We start from the raw sequence: 17,706 nt of genomic DNA, 5'->3' as shown, positions 1-17,706 counted from the left end.
TCGGCCGCGCAAGGCGGCCGATGCCCTTGCTATTTCAAGCATCGAAATTTAAGTGGACTGAACAACTCATAATTGAGGTCGTTCCGTGTTGTCCGCCACTGCAAATTTTCATACCGAGCACGGCTCGCGCTATCTGCAACAGCTCTGCAAGCATTTTGCTCACAAGATCGACGTCACCTTCGATGAACGGCATGGTGAATGCCGTTTTTCCTGCGGGACGGCGGTCCTCGATGCCGATGCCGGGGTGCTTCGAATCCGCACGATCGCGCCCGACGCAGCGCAATTGGAAGAGACGCGGGACGTGATCGAAACGCACCTGATGCGTTTTGCGTTTCGCGAGCCTGCCGTGTTGGAATGGGTTCCCACAAATCCTCCCGCCAATGAGGCAGGGACATCATGAGACGGTTGTTCATCGGCCTCGCAGCCTCCGCTTTTTGCGCACTGAATGCCTTCGCCGCTGAAATCGATACGGCGCTCGGCCCGGTGACGATCGACGGTCGGCCCGAGACGATCGCCGTCTACGATATCGCCGCGATCGATACGCTTGACCGGCTCGGCGTGCAGATCGACGGGGTGCCCGACACGCTGTATCTGCCGCAACTCTCCGGCTTGAAGGACGGCGCCGAGACCGTCGGAACGATCTTCGAGCCCAATCTCGAAGCCCTGTCCGCGCTTGGTCCCGACCTGATCATCGTCGGCGGGCGATCGTCTCCGGCGATCGAGGCCACGCGTCGTGTTGCCCCGAGCATCGACATGACGATGGGCGGGGACGACCTGCTGGCCGATGCGCGAAGCCGGCTTGCAGCCTATGGCGCGCTCTTTGCGGTCGAGGCCGAGGCCGACGAGGCCCTGCGTGAACTCGATGCATCGGTCGAGGCGGCGCGCAAGGCCGTCGCCGGCAAGGGCAATGCCCTGATCCTCATGACCAGCGGCCCCAAGATTTCCGCCTATGGCGTCGGATCGCGGTTCGGCTGGGTGCATGAAACGCTCGACCTGCCGCCTGCCGTGAAAAGCCTGGATGCCGCCAATCATGGCGAGGCGGTTTCGTTCGAGTTCGTGCGCGACGCCGACCCGGACTGGCTCATCGTGCTCGACCGGGCAGCCGCGATCGGCTCGGGTGAGCAGAACGCCAAGGCGACGCTCGACAATGCGCTCGTGACTGAGACGAAGGCGTGGAAGTCGGGTCAGGTGATCTACATTCCGGCTGCGGATTTCTACATCGCCGCAGGCGGTGTGCAGGCCATGGGCCGCGTGCTGGCCGCGATCACGGAAGCCTTCTCGCACAGCCAATGACAGCCGCCGCCGCGAACCGCTCACATGGCCTTGTCGGGATCGCGGCCATTCTGGTCCTTGCAGCCCTGAGCATTGCGAGCCTGTTCGTTGGCGTCAGTGCGCTGACGCCCCGCCAACTGCTGAACGATCCCGAAGCGCTGCGCCTGCTGGTGGAGAGCCGGCTGCCGCGCACACTCGCGGCCATTCTGGCCGGTGGCGGGCTGGCGATCGCCGGTCTCGTGATGCAGAGCCTCGCGCGCAATCGGTTCGTCGAGCCTACCACAGCCGGCACCGCGCAGAGTGCCGCGCTGGGCATCCTTGTCGTGACGCTACTGTGGCCCGACGCCTCCATGATGTCGAAGACCATCGTCGCCAGCGTGACGGCGCTTGCCGGAACCTCGATCTTTCTGGCGCTCGCGCACCGGCTTCCGCCGACGCAGCCTTTTCTGGTGCCGTTGTTCGGTCTCGTCTATGGCGGGGTCGTCGGCGCAGGCGTGACCTTCGTCGCCTGGCAGGCGGATCTTCTGCAATATATCGACGTGTGGACGAACGGAGAATTCTCCGGCGTCCTGCGTGGGCGCTACGAGCTGCTCTGGATTGGGGCCGCGATGGTCGCGCTCGCCTGGTGGGTGGCGGATCGGCTCACCATCCTGTCGCTCGGCAAGAGCGCCAGCATCGGGCTCGGCCTGAACTATGCGCGCATGCTGCAACTGGGGCTCGTGATCGTCTCGGCGATCTCGGCGCTCACCGTCGTCGTGGTCGGCATGATCCCGTTCGTGGGGCTGATCGTGCCGGCGCTCGTCTCGCGCTTTGCGGGCGACAATCTGCGCGCCACGATCCCATGGGTGGCCGGCGCGGGCGCCGCGCTCGTGCTTGCCTGCGATATCCTCGGACGATTGCTGCGCTACCCCTATGAAGTGCCGGTTGGTACCGTGCTTGGTGTCGTCGGCGCGCTGATGTTCCTGGGCATTCTGTTCAGGCGGCATGACGATGGCTGAGCCGACAACCCTGCCGGCGCTCGACGCCTATCGGCGCGACGGACGGCTTGCGCTTCTCGCCGCGGCGGCGGTCGCGGTGTTCGTGGCCTTCATGACGATCGGCCTGCGCGGCAACATCGCGTTCGTGCTGGAGCTGCGCGCCACGCAGCTTCTCGTCTTTGCCCAGGTGGGCATTGCGATCGCCGTTTCGACGGTGCTGTTCCAGACGATCAGCGGCAACCACATCCTGACGCCGTCGATCATGGGCCTCGATGCGCTCTACCTTTTCTGCCAGACGGCGCTCGTCTTCGCGCTTGGCGGCCTTGGCTTCGCGACGCTCGATGCGCAGGTGAAATTCGCGGGTGAGGTGATCCTGATGATGGCGCTCGCGCTGGCGCTGTTCCTGCCGCTCCTGCGCCAGCGTGTGGACATGACGTTGATGCTCCTGACAGGCGTGGTCCTTGGCCTGATGTTCCGGTCACTGTCGTCGCTCATCGCGCGGCTGATCGACCCGAACGATTTCGCCGTGCTGCAGGGTGCCAGCTTTGCCAGCTTCACGACCGCGCCGGCGGAACTCCTCGCGATCGGCGGGGTCGTGACGGTCGCCGGCGTCGCGGTTGCGTGGCGCGCGCGCAACGTGCTCGATATCCTGGCGCTTGGGCCCGATGCCGCGACCGGGCTCGGCGTCGCATGGCGACCGACCGTCACCGCGTTGCTGCTTCTGGTTGCGGCCCTCGTCGCAGTCTCGACGGCGCTTGTGGGGCCGATCGCGTTTCTCGGCCTGCTCGTCGTCGCTTTGGCCGAGCGCGTCATGGGAACGCGGCGTCATGCGGTGCTGCTGCCCGCCGCATCCCTGATCGCGGTGCTGGTGCTGGTCGGCGGGCAGGTGCTGCTTCAGCATGGGCTGGGCGGGCAGTCGGTGCTGAGCGTCATCGTCGAATTCGTCGGCGGGCTCGTCTTCCTGATGCTGTTGTTTGGACGGAGACGGGCGTGATCGAAATTCATGACGTCTCGCTGCGTTTGCAGGGCAAGCCGATCCTGCACGACATCGACCTCGTCCTGCCGAAAGGCGGCATCACGGCGCTGGTCGGGCCGAACGGGGCCGGCAAGTCGAGCCTGCTCTCGCTCATTGCGCGCCTTCAGCCATTGCAGGCCGGCACGATCACGGTGGACGGCTTCGAAGTCGACAAGACGCCGGGACGGCAGCTTGCGAAGGTCCTCGCGATCCTGCGCCAGGACCCGGGCATCGCCAGCCGGCTGCGCGTCGCCGAACTCGTCGGCTTCGGGCGCTTTCCGCATCATCGCGGGCGGCTCAACGACGATGACCGGACCCACATCGCGGCGGCGCTGAAGCAGTTCGACCTGACGGACCTCGCCGATCGCTTCATCGATACGCTTTCGGGCGGACAGCGGCAGCGTGCACTGGTCGCGATGGCCTTCTGCCAGGGAACTGACTACCTGCTGCTCGACGAACCGCTCAACAATCTCGACATGTTTTACGCGCGCGAACTGATGCGCGCGTTGCGCCGGATCAGCGACGAGGATGGGCGCACGATCGTCATCGTGCTGCACGACATCAACCATGCCGCCGCCCACGCCGACCGCATCGTGGCGATGCGGGACGGGCGCATCGTCGCGAACGGCGCGCCACGCGACATCCTGACGCCGCAGGTGCTGGAACGCGTGTTCGGCTTCAGGATGCGGGTGGAGGAGATCGACGGTCACCCCACCGTTCTGCACCACAGATAGGCTGCACTAAAACCTGATAATGTGTGTCATAATTGGCACAAGCTCATGCTTTCTTTGCGATTTTAATAAGACTCTTTTTGTCCAGTTATTGTCTCCCGCCTTCCGCCTCCGTACCAAGAATTCGGAATTGCAACCGCGTCACGGCGCGGTCTGCAGGCAACATGTCGCGCGTCGTGGCGCACTTTTTCTTGATGGGGACCTCAATGACGTCTGGATCGTATCGCGCACTTGCCGTCGGCACCGCACTGGCCTTGCTCTGGACGAGCGGGGCCGCACTGTCGCAATCCGCGCTGCCGGTTGCCGACGAAGCCTCGGCCGAGCAGGAAGCCATGCCCGTGACGAGCGATGGCGCGACGCTTTTGCCGCGCCTCGATGTCGGCGCCGGAGCGGAAGGAACGGCAGGCACCAATCTGATTGCGGTGACGCCTGAGGAGATGGATCGCAAGAAGCCCGCGAACCTGCGCGAAATCTTCACCGGCGAGCCGGCGGTGGCGATCGGTGGCTCCATCCCGAGCACGCAGAAGATCTACGTCAACGGCGTGGACGAAACGAACCTCGCGGTCACCGTCGACGGCTCGCGTCAGAACAACAAGGTGTTCCACCACAATGGAACCTACCTCATCGATCCCGCACTGCTCAAGGCCGTAACGGTCCAGGCCGGTGTCGCGCCGGCCGATGCGGGACCGGCAGCGCTTGGCGGCTCGATGGGGCTGGAGACGAAGGACGCGGTCGACCTGCTCGAGCCGGGCCGCAATTTCGGCGGCTTCCTCACCGGGACGTGGGACACCAACAGCGAGACGTTCACGACCGGCGCGAGCGCCTTCGGCATGCAGGACGGTTTCGAGTTCCTCGGCTACATCAACTACAGCAAGGGCGGCAATTTCACGGCCGGCAATGGGGAGGAGATGCTGGGAACGGGCACCAACCTGCTCGCCGGTCTCGGCAAGATCGCCTACGAGACGCCAGAGGGCAACCGCTTCGAACTGAGCCATGAGCAGGTGCGCGACGACGCGCTGCGCCCCTATCGCGCCAACGCCTACATCAACATCCGCAACGAGCCGGTCCTGCGCAATTACGAGCTGAACCGCCAGAACACCGTCTTCACCTACACGAACACGATGCCGGAAGGATGGTGGGATCCGAAGGTCGTTCTGGCCTATAGCCGCACGCAGGTCGAGACGCCCGTCTTCAACCGCGCTACCGGCGAGATCATCGCGCCTGCGATCGGTGCGACCAGCAGCTTCAACGGCAAGGTGGAGAACAAGTTCTCCTTCGACATCGGCAGCGTCACCGCCGGTTTCGATTTCTACAGCGACCGCGCGAAGCTTTCCTATGACGCGGTGCCGCCGGAATTCCCGGATGAACGCGCAAGCAATGTGGGCGCATACGCACAGGCGCGGCTCGAGCCCTTCGACCGGGCACGCATCTCGTTCGGCGGCCGCATCGACAACCAGTGGTTCACCGGCGTCGACGACACCGATTTCAGCAATGCGGGTGTCAGCGGAAACCTGTCCGGCGAATATGATCTTGTGCCCGACTTCCTGACGGCGAAGGCAGGCATCTCGCATGTCTGGGGTGGCATACCGCTGGCCGAGAACTTCATCCAGAACCCGGCATGGACCTATCCCGACGATCTCGAGGCCGTGACGTCGAACAACTACACGGTCGGTCTAGAGGCGCGCTTTGAAGGCCTCACGCTCGAAGCGAGCCTGTTCCGGACCGACATCGACAATGCGCGGTTCCCGACCGCCGGCAATGCGATGCGCAATTTCGACCTCCGGACCAAGGGCTGGGAGATCGGCGCGCGCTACGAGTGGGACGCCGCGTTCGCCAGCATCAAATATGCCGACATATCGGCCGACGTGGATGGCATACCTGCCGATTCCGAGGTGGGCCGTTACCTGACTACTCCGATCGGCCAGATCATCATGCTCGGCGGCGGATATACGTTCCATGACTGGGGCGTGAGGCTGGGCGGTGACGTCGAGATCGCGCTCAAGAACGAGGATACGCTCGTGAAGCATCCGACCGATCCGTCCGACAAGGTCGCGCTTCCGGGCTACACCGTGGCCAACGCGTTCGTGGAATATACGCCGCCGACCCATACGAACTTCACGCTTCGTGCCGACGTGCGCAACATCTTCGACGAGAGCTATACCAACCGCGCCAGCTACGGTCAGGATTTCGAGGGCGTGAAGCCGCATCTCGATCCGGGCCGCTCGTTCCGCCTCAGCGCGACGATGCGCTTCTGATCGGGCTTCGCTGACGCAATCGCAGGAAACGTGGACAATGCGGCAGCCGGACGACGAAAGTCCGGCGCCGTACCCGCGCCGCGCGATCCTATGAACAAGCCGATCACTCTGGATCCCCACTCGTGCGTCCTTACGGACGAGTGGGGATCTATCTCTTTGTTCGAGCATCGGAATAACCCGAAAACGGACTCCACTTTTCGGTCCGATGCTCTACCCGTCCTCGACGGTTGTTCCCGTCACGGGTAAATTCGCGCTAAATTATTGAGAAGAAACGAGAAGGTGGCTGGGGAACCTGGATTCGAACCAGGACTAACGGAGTCAGAGTGTTTGATCCCTCTTTGATTTCGCTGAGCTATTCGCGATTTGTCGCACCCTTGTCGCGCTTATCCCAGCAATGCACTTGCAGCCCGGTCCATTTGGCTGCCGTCATCGCCCTTGGGGAACAGGTGACTGTAAACGTCAAGCGTGACCTGAATAGACGAGTGGCCCATACGATCCTGCACCACCTTGGGAGGCAGGCCAAGGCCGCCATCTTCCGGTCGGTTGATACACCAGCTTGCATAGAAATGTCGCAGAGCGTGCAGGCCGGAATACTTTGGGGCCAAAACTGGCTCGCCGCGCTTGTCGACCTTGTCCGTCTTCACGGTGACGCCTGCCTCAATCTGGGGCGGATGGAACCAGCGTTTGACGATATTCGCATGGTACTCAATTGCTCCGGTTCCTGTAGGGAAGACGAGGTCGAGATCGCCTTTGGGGCATTCGTCCTTCCACGCCTTCAGAGCGAACACCAGGTCGCCGGGCAGGGGAATGGTGCGTCTACCCTTCACGGATTTGGGCGAGCCTATCTCCTGATAGGCGTCAGCCCGTTGCCGGATCGTGACCTCATTTTTGTGGAAGTCCAGATCAGCCCATCGCAGGCCGCGAAGCTCGCTTGCGCGCATGCCCGTAAGGATCGCCGTCATAATGAATATGCGAGGCTTCCCCGATGCGGCGCTGAGGATGGCTCGCACTTCCTCTCTTGTAGGAAGATCAACGCCGACTTGAACCGGCTGCTCGTGACGCGCTGCAGAAGCTGCTTTGCCCTTGCTCCGGCCAATGTCCTTCACTGCGTTCCTGACGACCAGTCCTCGCTCTTGAGCATCCGAAAGCAAGGAGCCAAGGCTGACACGGACCGCGCGCAGCATGGCAGCGGAACGGCCATTGTCCTGAAGCGCGTCCATGAAGCCGCGCACCATCGGGACCGATATTTCGTTCAACCGCTTCGTGCCAATAAACGGAACGATGTGCAGGTCGAGATGCTGGCGGTACTGATTGACAGTGCTGCGCTCAAGGCCGGCTGCATCGCAGGACGCCAGCCAGTGCTTGCCAGCGGCGGCCACGGTGATCGTGTCAGCGTCGGCGACATGGATGCGCCCCGACACCTCGACGTGTGTTTGCGCGTCGAAGGCCAGCGCGTCCTTTTTGAGTTTGAAGGTCTTGATGTGACGCTTGCCGTGCTGGTCGCGGTAGTCGACCACCCAAGCGCTGCCGGGCTTGCCGTTGTGAATCCAAGTGCGCTGCCTGATCGCCATGGTCGATGCCATAGCGGACTAACGGATTCTGCGCAACAATCTAAATAACGGGTGCTTCGCTACCCGCGCCGCCTCTGAGGAGCGCCATGTTTGGATGCGATCTGACGAACCCGCTCGCGGGATATGTCGAAGACTTTCCCGATTTCGGAATAGTCATGTCCAAGGGCGGCCATCCGCACAATCGTCGAATCCCGGTCGCTGTAGACCGAAGGAACGCGAGGGGCGGTTGCCATGTATCGGGTGTGTAGATCACGCATGGCTTGAAGGCTCGCGGGCCTCGGTTCGGAGACGCCGTTGCGCCAGCGGGAGAGAGTCACCGTCGTGGTTCCGAGATCTTGCGCTACCTGTCTGGCAGTTGCGCCAAACCGGCCCTTCAAATCTCGCAGAAGTTTGTCGATCTCATTCACCGAATGCTCTTTAACGGTTGTTGACAAAGTTTTCAAGCGGAATTCGCGAAATTGACGTTATTCACGCTTGACAAAGATAACAAAATACCCCAAGATTAATTAGGCTCGGAATTAACCGTGATCCGAGGACATAGAGAGGAGCGACAATCAATGAATGCAAACAATGACAACCTGTCAGTCGACATCCTGCGGGGCGCGGATGCGATAGCCGCACACCTCGGCTTCCCGCGCCGTGCCGTGTACCACGCGGTGTCAAAAGGCAACCTTCCGCACTTCCGGATTGGTGAAACAGTCTGCGCTCGCAAGTCGACGCTGAGCGCGTGGATTTCGGAACAGGAGCAATCTGCGGCCGCCTGACGTTGGGGGTTATCTCCTCCGGCGCTATATTCCTTAAAGCCAGTTCACACCCACCTGTCACACAACAATCGCCCCGCGCCACGCGTCGGGGAGACGAGGATTTTTGCATGCCTTCAGGTTTTTCGAAAAGCCGCAGCCAACGTCTTTGTGATGGCGAAATTCCGCATCGTCCAGTGCGCGGTGCCGGCATTCGCGTGGAATACGAAGACGGCCGTCCAACCCACGTCTGGCCCGTCGAACACTCGATGGTCTTGCACGTCGAACAGCGTCGTATCGACGAGGGGCGCCGGAGACGGCTGTCTCTGGTTGAGTGGTGGGGGAATGAAGATGCCCCAGCCCATGCTTCCCGGCACGTTGCCGACCTCTTCTCGCGGGACCCGGACATATTAGATTTCGCCATTAATGCCATGCGCGAAAAAATTGCCCGTGACCGCACACTCGCGGAAGCCGCATGACGCACCGCGTCCTTGCAATCCGGCCGGCCCCAGATGGGGCTGGCAAGGTGTTAGCCACCTTCGATGTCGAGATCGGCGACCATCTGCGCATCTACAACCTACAACTCCGGCAATCACCGGCCGGCCTGCGGACAATCGCGCCGAACGCCTGCGGAAAACATGCCGCAACATTTCATCCCGTTCTCGCAGAACAAATCACGAAAGCGGCCGAAGCCGCGCTGGGGAGCCACACAGCCGATGCCCGCATTGCCAGAACTGCAGCGTGATCTCACGCCCTCGTTTGACGAGCCTGCGATCCGCAAACATGTCGAGATGCTTCACCAACTCGCGGTGGGCTTCACAGGCAAATTTGTCGTCTCAGCCTTCTTTGCAAACCCGAACGGCGAAGACCGTGCCGGCGGTGTAATTAGCCACCACGCTGTGGGTGACATCGATGGCACCGTTGAGTCCGTCATGGCCCACGCACAGACCCCGAACGCGAACGTCTACATCTGTCCGAACTTGATGCGGCCGTCTTTGGAGCGCGGCAAAAAAGGCGGTGAGGCAGACGTCGTTGCCGTTCTGGCACTCGTAGCGGATATGGACGACGACACCGGTCGCGCAGGTTCGATGCCGATCGACCCGAACTTCGTCGTTGAAAGTTCCCCTGGCAACTTCCAGTGCTTCCTTCTGCTAGCCAAGCCACTTTCCCCACAGGAAGCGAAGCCGCTTGCGTCCGGCCTGAAGCGGGCAGCAAATGCCGACCATTGCACCGTAGACGTCTCGCACGTCTGGCGGGTGGCCGGCTGCTTGAATTGGCCAAATGCCAAAAAACTCTCGCGAGGCCGCTCGCCAGACGCAGTGTCGGTGACAGTTGCCAAGCAATGGGATGGCACAGTCACATCCATCGACGACCTTCAGGCGGCGCTGGCGCCGCACATTCAGGCTTCGGCGGAGTTGCGCCCTGTACTAATTGGCGACCTGCCGCCGATCGATGGTATCGACATCAGCGTGCCCGCTGCGGAGCTTCTTGCTGCCGACGAGGTCGGGGATCGGTCTGCACATGCGGCCAAAGTCGTCGAGCAACTTTCGTTCGATGGCCTGTCCGCCGAACAGGCGCTGGTGGTGTTTCTGTCGGCGAAGGGTGACTGGTTCGCCAGATACGAATCCAAGGATCCGAGTGCGGACTTCGCTCGGATGTGGGGGAAGTACGGTGCATCTCGCGACGAGGAAAGGGCGGCGAGTGCAGATGCGGTCAGGGGTATGATTGGCAAGGCTGAGGCCAAGATGACCGCGGCGAACGACAATGACCCCGACGCTGAGCCCGCACGCAAATACCCTTCACTGCCCGAGATGCACCCGAATCCGTTCATTCCAGATGCTGCAGGCGGACTTCTCCGGGACGTATCGAAGTGGATCACGGAAACGGCCATCATCCCCGTGCCGGAGCTTTCCCTGACGGCGGCCATAGCACTGGTTGGAGGGATGTTCGGCGACAGGGCTCTTGGGCCAACACGGAGTGGCCTGAATATGTTCATGACCACTATAATGGGGGTGGCATCTGGAAAGGGTCACGCGCCCAAGTCGATAGTGCACCTTGCAAACTCCGCGGGACGTCCCGGCGCTGTAACGAACGGCGATCCGACGAGCTTTGCGGCTATCGAGCGAATGCTCCGGAAGAACCCGTCAACGGTTGTGGTGATGGACGAGTTCGGCCTCGTTCTCCAGGATGTGAACGCGAAACGCGCAAACGCAGCGTCTGCCTCAATTAGAAAGCTGCTGCTGGCGATCTATGACCAGGCAGACGCAGTCTTTCACGGACGCCAATATGCTAGTGCGGAATCGAAGCCAGATGATTCCCCAATAATGGGGCCAGCGCTGACCGTACTGGGCATGACGACGCCTTCTACGCTTTACGCTGGGTTGTCCGAGGATTCCCTTTCGGATGGGATGCTGTCGCGCTTCGTTTTCATCGAGGGAAAGGGCCCCGATGAAATTAAGCCGCCGCGCCTCAATCGTGAAGTCAAGATCCCCGCGAAACTGAAGGCTGACCTTGAGCGCGCATTCAAAGACCTCCCAAAAGGGGACAACCCTTTGGGAATTAATAAAATCACGGTGCCCTTCGTGGGCGGGGAGAGCGGTGATGCTTATCGCTTGTGGTCAGACGTGTTCCGGTGGCAGTCCGATAGAAGCTGGAACGACCGCGAGCACCACGTAAATGGACGAGCGGCCGAGAACACCGTCCGTCTCGCTACGATCCGAGCGGTGAGCCGAAACTCCGCCGATCCGGGCATAACTGCAGAAGACGTGGCCTGGGGTTGGGCAATCGTTCATCGCTCCATCCAGATCGTCTCAGAAGGCGTTGACCGCCATATGTCAGGCAGCGCGACGGAAGCGCTCCGTAAGGCAGTAGTACGGGCACTGGAGCGGGCGCCCGACAAGACCCTCGCCTGGTCGCACCTTCTCCAGCGGGAAGGCGTCAGTGCGTCGCGCCAGGACGAGGTATCGGAAGCGGTCGCATGGCTGATCGATACAGGTAAAGTATCCGAACTGTCTGGCAAGGCGAAGCCGGGTGCCAGATGCCGATTCAAACTTTTGGGATAGGCAAAACGGGCGTCACAACTTGTGGGGCTCCGGTCGACAAACTTGTGAGAGTTTGCTGAATTTGTGAAGTCGCCACAAGTTGTTAGTACCCATAAAACGCAACAAGAACATATATATAGAGAGAATTATATCTCTCTTTTCTATCTACTTGTGAACTTGTGAGAACTCTTCTGGGACCCGCGTTTTAGGGTCTCCCCCTATGTGTCCTCAACGGTTTTCACAAGTTCCACAAGTTCACAACGGCGCAAATTGGAGGGCATCATGACGATCACCATCGAGACTACCAAAAACGGCAAGCGCATCCGCCACGAGGTTGACCCGTCCCAGGTGGACGAACTCGCCGACATTTCGGGCGACGAGCAACTGGCGCTCGTTTGGTGCGAAACGCATCGCGATTGGGAGTGGCACTACATCGACCGAGAGCTGCTGCCATGAGCCTCGGCGCCAAATGTGACCGACTACCAAACCAACTCGGCGGACCTGCCTGGAGAGGGGTCCCCGCGATGACCAAGCCGCTCCACCTACCAGAAGACGGCATCACCGCACTCGACCGCTTCATTGCCCGCGCAGCCGGCATCGAGCCGACCAGCCCACGGCCGCACTATACCGCAGCGAATGACGATACCCCGGAGGAGATTGAAAATGCAGCGTGATTACCCGACGGACGGTACAGCCCTGCGAACCTTTGAGCAATGAGCCTCGGGGCGGAAGATTCTGACATCGAGCCGGTTAACTCACTAAGCAGTTACCGGCGGATGTCGCAGGAAGAACGATCGGCACTTATCGACCCAGTTTTCGATGCGATCGCGAGAAATCGTCGGGCAGACGTAATCGAGTCAGCCAGGCAGAAATTCCACACACGTTTCGAGAAATTGGAGGAGAAAATTCTCTCACACTTCCAAGCCTTCGTCGGCGGGCCCGGCTACATGTCGCAAGCCGAAGCGTGGACGCAGGCGTGCCGACAGAGAGAGTTCGTTCGCGAAGTTTGCGCCCGCATGGCTGAAGGCGAGGGCGGTGAACCAACAGGACTGTCAGAGGCAATTCGCGACATCAACATCAGTGAAGAAATTCGGGTCATTCCCGATTACAGCAAGGGAGGTACGCTCAATGGCTAATGCACATGCTGAAAAGTACTCGGATTTTCTCGAAGGCTTGGCGGCTTATCTCGACCGCAAACCAGCTTTGCCGCATAGGCGCAAAGGCAGAGACCTTGGTGCAATTCTTGCCTGGCACGACCAACCAACAGGGGAGCCATTACAGACTAATTGGCGGACTGCCGCAAACGACAACCGCGCCCACGGCGCCGATGTGGATCAGGAAGAGGCACAGTACTCGACCGAAACGGTACGCGAGATTGTGCCTGGCGGAAACAGGATCACCCTCAGAGGCGCGATCACGGCATCCGTGAAAAGGGCTGAGTATCGAGATGTGCCTATGGCTGATTTCGGCAAGAAGAAGGGCGAGCACGAAACTTTCCGATATCCCGTCGGGGGCGACGTCGAATACGGCACGCATGTCGATGACAAGGGCGAGCGCCACAAAGTCGTTGTGCGCATTGGCAAGCTTCGCTTCAGCGACGGCACGCAAACCGAGATGGCACTGGTGCGCGATGCGACTGGAAAGGTCGTTGAGAAGCGTGTCCGCATGCCTGTCGGCGCGATGCTCGGCACGAAGGAACGCACGCGCCAGGAGAAGGGCGGTGCGGCTGTGTGGGGAGCTAGCAACAGGATTTGGTCGGCAATGCTCAACTCGCCCCAGCCAGCGAAGAAGCTGAAGGCCGGACCCGTGAGGCGCGGAAGGTCGATCGGACGAACTGAAGCCGCCAAGATGCTCGCCGACGCATATGCGAACACGCCCGTGCTGCCGGAGATCAAGCGCTGCCCCGCTGGGCTGCCCTACAGCCCGCCTCGCGTCGCCGATATGTTTCTTGCAGGGAAGAAGTCGACGTGTGCTGGCGGTGGAGCGGCATCCTGGCAGGAAACAGCCTCGGCGCTAGTGAGCGCGACCGAGTGGAGGAAGGCGCGCGCTGAACTCTCAGATGCAGACGTCGCGGTGCTGGATGCATCTATGACGGCCAAGAACTACGGCGACATCGGTGCTGCAGTCGGTAAGTCTCGCAAGGCAGGGCCGCGTCTATTGCGCGGCTCGAACGACAATCTGGCCGCTGCGATAAAAAAGTTCGTGGCATAGCGGCCAATTTCGCCGGGTCAAAACCCTTATAAACTGAGAGGGGTCGCCGAATGGCGGCCCCAGCAGTTTGCGGCTACGGTCGCCCCGGCTCCGAACGATCGCGAGGGTCGGGTAACTATCTCAACGCGACAGCTTCTATAGCTGAGAAGGCTGGGCATCCGGCCGTTTCGCGTCGAGATATCCGCGCGCGACCTCCTCCGCTGCGCGGGTGCAGCCCCGGCCTCCCGTTTTGACGGTCGAGGCTGGGGCTATCTGTCAAACTACCTTTGCGAAGTCGCCAACAATCGCGTTCCGAAAGGGTTTGGCTTTATCTGGTGCCTCTACAATTTCTTCGGTGTCGGCACCAAACATTCCCGAAATCGATGTTAAACGATAGGGGGAGGACTTCCGGATAATTTTACGTCCTCCATCTAGCGTCTCCGACGCTTCGAGTGTTGCGAGCCTAGTCTGCACATGTGTCACAATTCCTCGGCCGATGACCTCTTCGAAGTTGCCGAGGCTTTCACCGGAATCAGGATCGATGACTTCAGTTCCGATACGATAGAGTATGAATTCTGAGTGTACGCGCACGCCGTCGTCCGCTCCCACGTTAAGAACTACCTTATACTCGTCGATGACTTTGGCGACTTTCGCTTGTTTCATGTGGATACAGTCCAGTTCATGGGAACGCCAGGCTTGATGATTATCTGTTTGAAGTGATCGGTTGACCCCCGCTGCAGACTGTCCCAAACGTCAGCCGCGCTGTCATTGCGTTTTGCGATCGCAAGCTGCACCTTTTTGTCGTCCTGTATAATCAGCACTTCGGCAATGCATAGGAGACGCTCGAATCCGTCTGCCTCTACCAAGAACATGGAGTACGCTGATTGGTAACTTAGCCAGTCAGAGGGCGAAGTAAGGAATATGCCCCTTTCCTCTTGTTTGTAGAGCAGTATCCGCGGTTTCGAAGGAGTGAGGACGTGCTGCGTCGCCATGATGTGAAGCGTCGTACCGATATACGCGAGTAACGCGAGCGAGATAATAATGGACGCTATTGCAGACGACAGATGCACCGTAGTTGGAAGCGTCAAATGACACACCCATCCTACAAAGCCAGCGGCGGCGACTGCAGCCCCCCATGGCGCAAGCCAAGTTAACTCTCGTGCGCTACTCTTCTCCATGAAGGCGTGAATATTCTCCATTCGTAACTTGTATCCATACATGCCGATTGAATTCGGTCACAAGGCACAATATCGGCCATCAACACATGACTGCACACCGCTCTCCCGAAGCCGCAGCCTACCATCGCTGGTACGGCCTGAAGGCCTGGAAAGTTGCGCGCGAGGCGCAACTGTCCGGCCAACCTCTATGTGAACGCTGCCTTCAATCGGAAGACGTCACAGCTGCCGCAGTCGTGAACCATCGTATCCCGCATAAAGGGGATTGGGGTCTGTTCATCGATCCGGGCAACCACGAGAGCATCTGCGCCCCGCACCATGACTCCTTGGTTCGGCGTGAGGAGAAGCGGGGCTATGTGGTCGGGTCCGACATCAATGGCAGGCCGGTCGACCCGCTGCATCCATGGAACCAGTGACGGGGATGGCGGGTCGGAAAGTCTCCGAGCGACCGCCTCCACACCTGCGCCCCTCCTCCGTTCGCACCGAGACCAATTTTTAGAAGGGGGGATGTCAGCCATCCCCGTAGGGGATGATCATGTCGGCCATTCAAGGCGAGCCTGATTGGTCGCGGACGTTCACCGATTCAGACGACCTTGCCGAGGCCGCTGAGCAATGGCGCGCTGTCATGGCGGAACTACAAGCTGCAGGAACGCTGGCGGATGCCAACGGCCATACGGTCGTGCGGCTAGTTGAGTTCCGGGTGCAGTATCGCAAGGCCGCAAAGCACGTCGCCGAACACGGCGCAATCCTCGCTGCGAAGCGCGCGAAGGTTGGTCAGTGGAACCCGTTCTGGGCCGTCATGCGGCAGGCCGACGAGCGCATCGTCGTGCTGGAGTCGAAACTCGGCATTGACCCGGTAAGCCGCGGCAAGACGACGAAGGTGCAGCGTGGAAAGAAAAAAGCCCGCGCGGCGGACCAGTACCTCAAACCAGTTTCGGAATGACCCGACTACCCAGTACGCAACCGATGTGCTGGCCGGAAAGATCATCGCGGGTGATCATCACGTCTCCGCGGCGGAGCGACACCTTCGAGATTTGAAGGAAGGCGCCAAGCGCGGCCTGCATTGGCGTCCGGAACTTGCAGGGCGGGCTATCGGATTCTCTCCGGCAGTCCTCTCGATCACGGCAGGCGCCGCAGAAGGAAAGCCATTCAATCTTCTACCCTGGCAGGTTTTCTGCACCGGCAACTTGTTTGGCTGGCGCAAAGATAGCGGTCGGATGCGGTTTCGTTCCGCATGGGTGGAGACGGGTAAGGGTCAGGCGAAGTCCCCGTGGATGGCCGCAACTGGCTTGTACATGGGCGGTTGGTACGGGGTGAAGCGCGCCGAAGTCTATTCCATCGGCCAGGATCGGGCGACGGCAAACGTCCTGTTCAAGGATGCCGTCGCGATGTGCCGGGCTCCCATACCGGGTGGCGAGGATGATGACGAAGACTCGTTGGTATCGCGCGGTGACGCGATCATTCGGGGGGAGGGTGACAACGCTTGGAAGATTGAGTTTCCGGAGCTTGGTAGCAAGTTCCAGTCTCTTGCGAATGGACAGGCTATTTCGGGCCCCCGGCCGATACTTGTAGCCGCTGACGAGATTCACGAATTCAGAGACAACTCTTCGATCGAAACGTGGAAGCGCGCCATTGCGAAGATGCCTGGCGATGCCCTGATGCTCCTCGGCACCAACACGCCGGCCTCGACGCAGATCGTCGGCACGGAATATTCGGAATTCTACCAGAAGGTCGCGCTTGGAGAGATCGTTGACGACGAAGCATTTGCCTTCATCGCACGCGTAGATAAGGCTGACCGAGAAACGGTTTTCGACAATGAGGCTGTGTGGCCGAAGGCACTGCCGGCCCTCGGCGTGACCTTTCCCATCGAGAACATCCGCGGTGAGGTGAATACGGCGCGCGTGCTGCTTTCGACAGCGTTCTCGGTGAAGCGTCTCTACTTCGGCATTCCAATCGGTGCGGCCGACTTCTGGATCGCCGAAGACGCATGGGCGGCGGTTCAGGGCAAGGTCGACATTGCAAAGATGAAGGGCCGCAAATGCTGGCTCTCATTGGATCTGTCCGACAAGAACGATTTGACGGCGTTGACGGCAACTTGGTCGGGCGACGATGGACACCTGTATTCCAAGACCTGGTATTGGACGACGAAAGAAGGTCTTGCCGAACGTGCACTGGCCGACAATGCCAAGTATGTCGAATGGTCCGACAGCCCGGACGTCGATCTGACGGCGGTTCACGGCGCGGTTATCGACAAGACCTTCGTGGCCGCCGAGGTCAAGAAGCTATGCGCGGAACATGATGTCCAGTTCCTGTCATTCGACCCTGCTGGTATCGCCGATTTCATCGCAGCCTGCGAAGCAATCGGCTTTGCGGTCTGGCGCTATAAAGGTCCGGATGAGCCGGAAGGGACCGGTCTCCGGTTGGTGGCTCACGGACAGGGCAAGCGCGTTTCGTTTGAAGATCGCGCTCTGTGCATGCCGCGGTCAGTCGAGCGTTTGGAGGACCGCATCCTTGAGAAGTCCGTTACGATAGACGCCTCACCACTTACATATATGTGCGCCGGCAACGCGCTGCTCGACAGCGACGGGCAGGGCAACCGAGCTTTTGACAAGAAGCGCAGCCGGGGCCGGATCGACGGAATGGTGACCATCGCCATGGGGGCCGGCTCCGCTGACAGCGACTTCGAACCAAAGCAATCCGTTTACAAAAAAGGCCGCGGCCTTCTGATAATGTGAGGAC

Annotated in this window: 20 protein-coding genes; 17 read left to right on the top strand and 3 right to left on the bottom strand. The window is 60.5% G+C overall.

What is annotated here, in order from left to right; all coding sequences use genetic code 11:
• Positions 1-85 precede the first annotated feature (85 nt).
• From AAFN55_RS16955 to AAFN55_RS16930, 6 genes are all read left to right on the top strand, one after another.
• Positions 86-400 (top strand): DUF2218 domain-containing protein, encoded by a 315-nt coding sequence (locus tag AAFN55_RS16955; RefSeq protein WP_347800001.1) that lies wholly within the window; start codon positions 86-88, stop codon positions 398-400.
• Positions 397-1,293 carry a siderophore ABC transporter substrate-binding protein gene (locus tag AAFN55_RS16950; RefSeq protein ID WP_347800000.1) on the top strand — a complete coding sequence of 299 codons (897 nt, stop codon included), beginning with the start codon at positions 397-399 and terminating at the stop codon, positions 1,291-1,293. Before AAFN55_RS16955 ends, AAFN55_RS16950 begins: the two co-directional genes overlap by 4 nt.
• A complete protein-coding gene (locus AAFN55_RS16945; RefSeq protein ID WP_347799999.1) occupies positions 1,290-2,270 on the top strand; it encodes an iron chelate uptake ABC transporter family permease subunit in 981 nt (326 codons plus the stop codon). The genes AAFN55_RS16950 and AAFN55_RS16945 overlap by 4 nt, the downstream gene beginning before the upstream one ends.
• Positions 2,263-3,243: an iron chelate uptake ABC transporter family permease subunit gene (locus tag AAFN55_RS16940; RefSeq protein ID WP_347799998.1), complete on the top strand. Its 981-nt coding sequence runs from the start codon at positions 2,263-2,265 to the stop codon at positions 3,241-3,243. Before AAFN55_RS16945 ends, AAFN55_RS16940 begins: the two co-directional genes overlap by 8 nt.
• Positions 3,240-3,998, top strand: a complete 759-nt coding sequence (locus AAFN55_RS16935; protein ID WP_347799997.1) for an ATP-binding cassette domain-containing protein — start codon at positions 3,240-3,242, stop codon at positions 3,996-3,998. Before AAFN55_RS16940 ends, AAFN55_RS16935 begins: the two co-directional genes overlap by 4 nt.
• Before the next feature lie 203 nt (positions 3,999-4,201).
• A complete protein-coding gene (locus tag AAFN55_RS16930; RefSeq protein WP_347799996.1) occupies positions 4,202-6,250 on the top strand; it encodes a TonB-dependent receptor in 2,049 nt (682 codons plus the stop codon).
• A 383-nt stretch (positions 6,251-6,633) separates the two neighbouring features.
• Here the strand turns inward: AAFN55_RS16930 and AAFN55_RS16925 are convergent, their stop codons facing one another.
• The gene (locus AAFN55_RS16925; protein WP_347799995.1) at positions 6,634-7,821 is read right to left on the bottom strand and encodes a tyrosine-type recombinase/integrase; all 1,188 of its coding nucleotides are present in this window, start codon (positions 7,819-7,821) and stop codon (positions 6,634-6,636) included.
• A 557-nt stretch (positions 7,822-8,378) separates the two neighbouring features.
• Here AAFN55_RS16925 and AAFN55_RS16920 point away from each other — a divergent pair.
• The 8 genes from AAFN55_RS16920 to AAFN55_RS16885 all read left to right on the top strand — a co-directional run bounded on the left by AAFN55_RS16920 (position 8,379) and on the right by AAFN55_RS16885 (position 13,813).
• On the top strand, positions 8,379-8,585 hold the full coding sequence (locus AAFN55_RS16920; protein WP_347799994.1) for a DNA-binding protein: 207 nt from the start codon (positions 8,379-8,381) through the stop codon (positions 8,583-8,585).
• A 107-nt stretch (positions 8,586-8,692) separates the two neighbouring features.
• Positions 8,693-9,040, top strand: coding sequence for a hypothetical protein (locus tag AAFN55_RS16915; RefSeq protein ID WP_347799993.1), 348 nt, complete (start codon positions 8,693-8,695; stop codon positions 9,038-9,040).
• Entirely contained in the window at positions 9,037-9,306 is a 270-nt protein-coding gene (locus tag AAFN55_RS16910) for a hypothetical protein (protein ID WP_347799992.1), read from the top strand. The genes AAFN55_RS16915 and AAFN55_RS16910 overlap by 4 nt, the downstream gene beginning before the upstream one ends.
• Complete coding sequence (locus AAFN55_RS16905; RefSeq protein ID WP_347799991.1) at positions 9,278-11,623, top strand: DUF3987 domain-containing protein; 2,346 nt, start codon at positions 9,278-9,280, stop codon at positions 11,621-11,623. Before AAFN55_RS16910 ends, AAFN55_RS16905 begins: the two co-directional genes overlap by 29 nt.
• A 261-nt stretch (positions 11,624-11,884) precedes the next feature.
• A complete protein-coding gene (locus AAFN55_RS16900) occupies positions 11,885-12,058 on the top strand; it encodes a hypothetical protein (RefSeq protein WP_347799990.1) in 174 nt (57 codons plus the stop codon).
• A gap of 68 nt (positions 12,059-12,126) precedes the next feature.
• Positions 12,127-12,276: a hypothetical protein gene (locus AAFN55_RS16895; RefSeq protein WP_347799989.1), complete on the top strand. Its 150-nt coding sequence runs from the start codon at positions 12,127-12,129 to the stop codon at positions 12,274-12,276.
• 39 nt (positions 12,277-12,315) lie between these two features.
• A complete protein-coding gene (locus AAFN55_RS16890; protein WP_347799988.1) occupies positions 12,316-12,738 on the top strand; it encodes a hypothetical protein in 423 nt (140 codons plus the stop codon).
• Entirely contained in the window at positions 12,731-13,813 is a 1,083-nt protein-coding gene (locus tag AAFN55_RS16885) for a hypothetical protein (protein WP_347799987.1), read from the top strand. The genes AAFN55_RS16890 and AAFN55_RS16885 overlap by 8 nt, the downstream gene beginning before the upstream one ends.
• Positions 13,814-14,068: 255 nt before the next feature.
• On the opposite strand, the gene AAFN55_RS16880 is transcribed toward AAFN55_RS16885, so the two are convergent.
• Both AAFN55_RS16880 and AAFN55_RS16875 read right to left on the bottom strand, forming a co-directional pair.
• On the bottom strand, positions 14,069-14,455 hold the full coding sequence (locus tag AAFN55_RS16880; RefSeq protein ID WP_347799986.1) for a hypothetical protein: 387 nt from the start codon (positions 14,453-14,455) through the stop codon (positions 14,069-14,071).
• Positions 14,452-14,991 (bottom strand): hypothetical protein, encoded by a 540-nt coding sequence (locus tag AAFN55_RS16875; protein WP_347799985.1) that lies wholly within the window; start codon positions 14,989-14,991, stop codon positions 14,452-14,454. The genes AAFN55_RS16880 and AAFN55_RS16875 overlap by 4 nt, the downstream gene beginning before the upstream one ends.
• Before the next feature lie 65 nt (positions 14,992-15,056).
• Between AAFN55_RS16875 and AAFN55_RS16870 the strand changes: the two genes are divergently transcribed.
• The 3 genes from AAFN55_RS16870 (at position 15,057) to AAFN55_RS16860 (ending at position 17,702) form a co-directional block, all read left to right on the top strand.
• A complete protein-coding gene (locus AAFN55_RS16870) occupies positions 15,057-15,383 on the top strand; it encodes an HNH endonuclease (RefSeq protein WP_347799984.1) in 327 nt (108 codons plus the stop codon).
• Positions 15,384-15,502: 119 nt separating this feature from the next.
• Positions 15,503-15,910, top strand: a complete 408-nt coding sequence (locus AAFN55_RS16865; RefSeq protein WP_347799983.1) for a P27 family phage terminase small subunit — start codon at positions 15,503-15,505, stop codon at positions 15,908-15,910.
• Complete coding sequence (locus tag AAFN55_RS16860) at positions 15,855-17,702, top strand: terminase TerL endonuclease subunit (RefSeq protein ID WP_347799982.1); 1,848 nt, start codon at positions 15,855-15,857, stop codon at positions 17,700-17,702. The genes AAFN55_RS16865 and AAFN55_RS16860 overlap by 56 nt, the downstream gene beginning before the upstream one ends.
• Positions 17,703-17,706: the final 4 nt, after the last annotated feature.

Origin of the sequence: Mesorhizobium sp. CAU 1732 (assembly GCF_039888675.1) — a bacterium.
In the GTDB taxonomy this organism is placed as follows: Bacteria; Pseudomonadota; Alphaproteobacteria; order Rhizobiales; family Rhizobiaceae; genus Aerobium.
The sequence above is the reverse complement of the archived record's forward strand: the minus strand, read 5'-3'. Positions and strand labels throughout refer to the sequence as shown.

What these genes read in the sequence shown, in the direction of transcription:
- AAFN55_RS16900 (WP_347799990.1), top strand. Translation starts at nt 11,885, where the DNA reads ATGACGATCACCATCGAGACTACCAAAAACGGCAAGCGCATCCGCCAC.
- AAFN55_RS16925 (WP_347799995.1), bottom strand. Translation starts at nt 7,821, where the DNA reads ATGGCGATCAGGCAGCGCACTTGGATTCACAACGGCAAGCCCGGCAGC.
- AAFN55_RS16950 (WP_347800000.1), top strand. Translation starts at nt 397, where the DNA reads ATGAGACGGTTGTTCATCGGCCTCGCAGCCTCCGCTTTTTGCGCACTG.
- AAFN55_RS16930 (WP_347799996.1), top strand. Translation starts at nt 4,202, where the DNA reads ATGACGTCTGGATCGTATCGCGCACTTGCCGTCGGCACCGCACTGGCC.
- AAFN55_RS16875 (WP_347799985.1), bottom strand. Translation starts at nt 14,991, where the DNA reads ATGGAGAATATTCACGCCTTCATGGAGAAGAGTAGCGCACGAGAGTTA.
- AAFN55_RS16910 (WP_347799992.1), top strand. Translation starts at nt 9,037, where the DNA reads ATGACGCACCGCGTCCTTGCAATCCGGCCGGCCCCAGATGGGGCTGGC.
- AAFN55_RS16890 (WP_347799988.1), top strand. Translation starts at nt 12,316, where the DNA reads ATGAGCCTCGGGGCGGAAGATTCTGACATCGAGCCGGTTAACTCACTA.
- AAFN55_RS16895 (WP_347799989.1), top strand. Translation starts at nt 12,127, where the DNA reads ATGACCAAGCCGCTCCACCTACCAGAAGACGGCATCACCGCACTCGAC.
- AAFN55_RS16865 (WP_347799983.1), top strand. Translation starts at nt 15,503, where the DNA reads ATGTCGGCCATTCAAGGCGAGCCTGATTGGTCGCGGACGTTCACCGAT.
- AAFN55_RS16905 (WP_347799991.1), top strand. Translation starts at nt 9,278, where the DNA reads ATGCCCGCATTGCCAGAACTGCAGCGTGATCTCACGCCCTCGTTTGAC.
- AAFN55_RS16880 (WP_347799986.1), bottom strand. Translation starts at nt 14,455, where the DNA reads ATGAAACAAGCGAAAGTCGCCAAAGTCATCGACGAGTATAAGGTAGTT.
- AAFN55_RS16870 (WP_347799984.1), top strand. Translation starts at nt 15,057, where the DNA reads ATGACTGCACACCGCTCTCCCGAAGCCGCAGCCTACCATCGCTGGTAC.
- AAFN55_RS16885 (WP_347799987.1), top strand. Translation starts at nt 12,731, where the DNA reads ATGGCTAATGCACATGCTGAAAAGTACTCGGATTTTCTCGAAGGCTTG.
- AAFN55_RS16920 (WP_347799994.1), top strand. Translation starts at nt 8,379, where the DNA reads ATGAATGCAAACAATGACAACCTGTCAGTCGACATCCTGCGGGGCGCG.
- AAFN55_RS16915 (WP_347799993.1), top strand. Translation starts at nt 8,693, where the DNA reads ATGCCTTCAGGTTTTTCGAAAAGCCGCAGCCAACGTCTTTGTGATGGC.
- AAFN55_RS16940 (WP_347799998.1), top strand. Translation starts at nt 2,263, where the DNA reads ATGGCTGAGCCGACAACCCTGCCGGCGCTCGACGCCTATCGGCGCGAC.
- AAFN55_RS16945 (WP_347799999.1), top strand. Translation starts at nt 1,290, where the DNA reads ATGACAGCCGCCGCCGCGAACCGCTCACATGGCCTTGTCGGGATCGCG.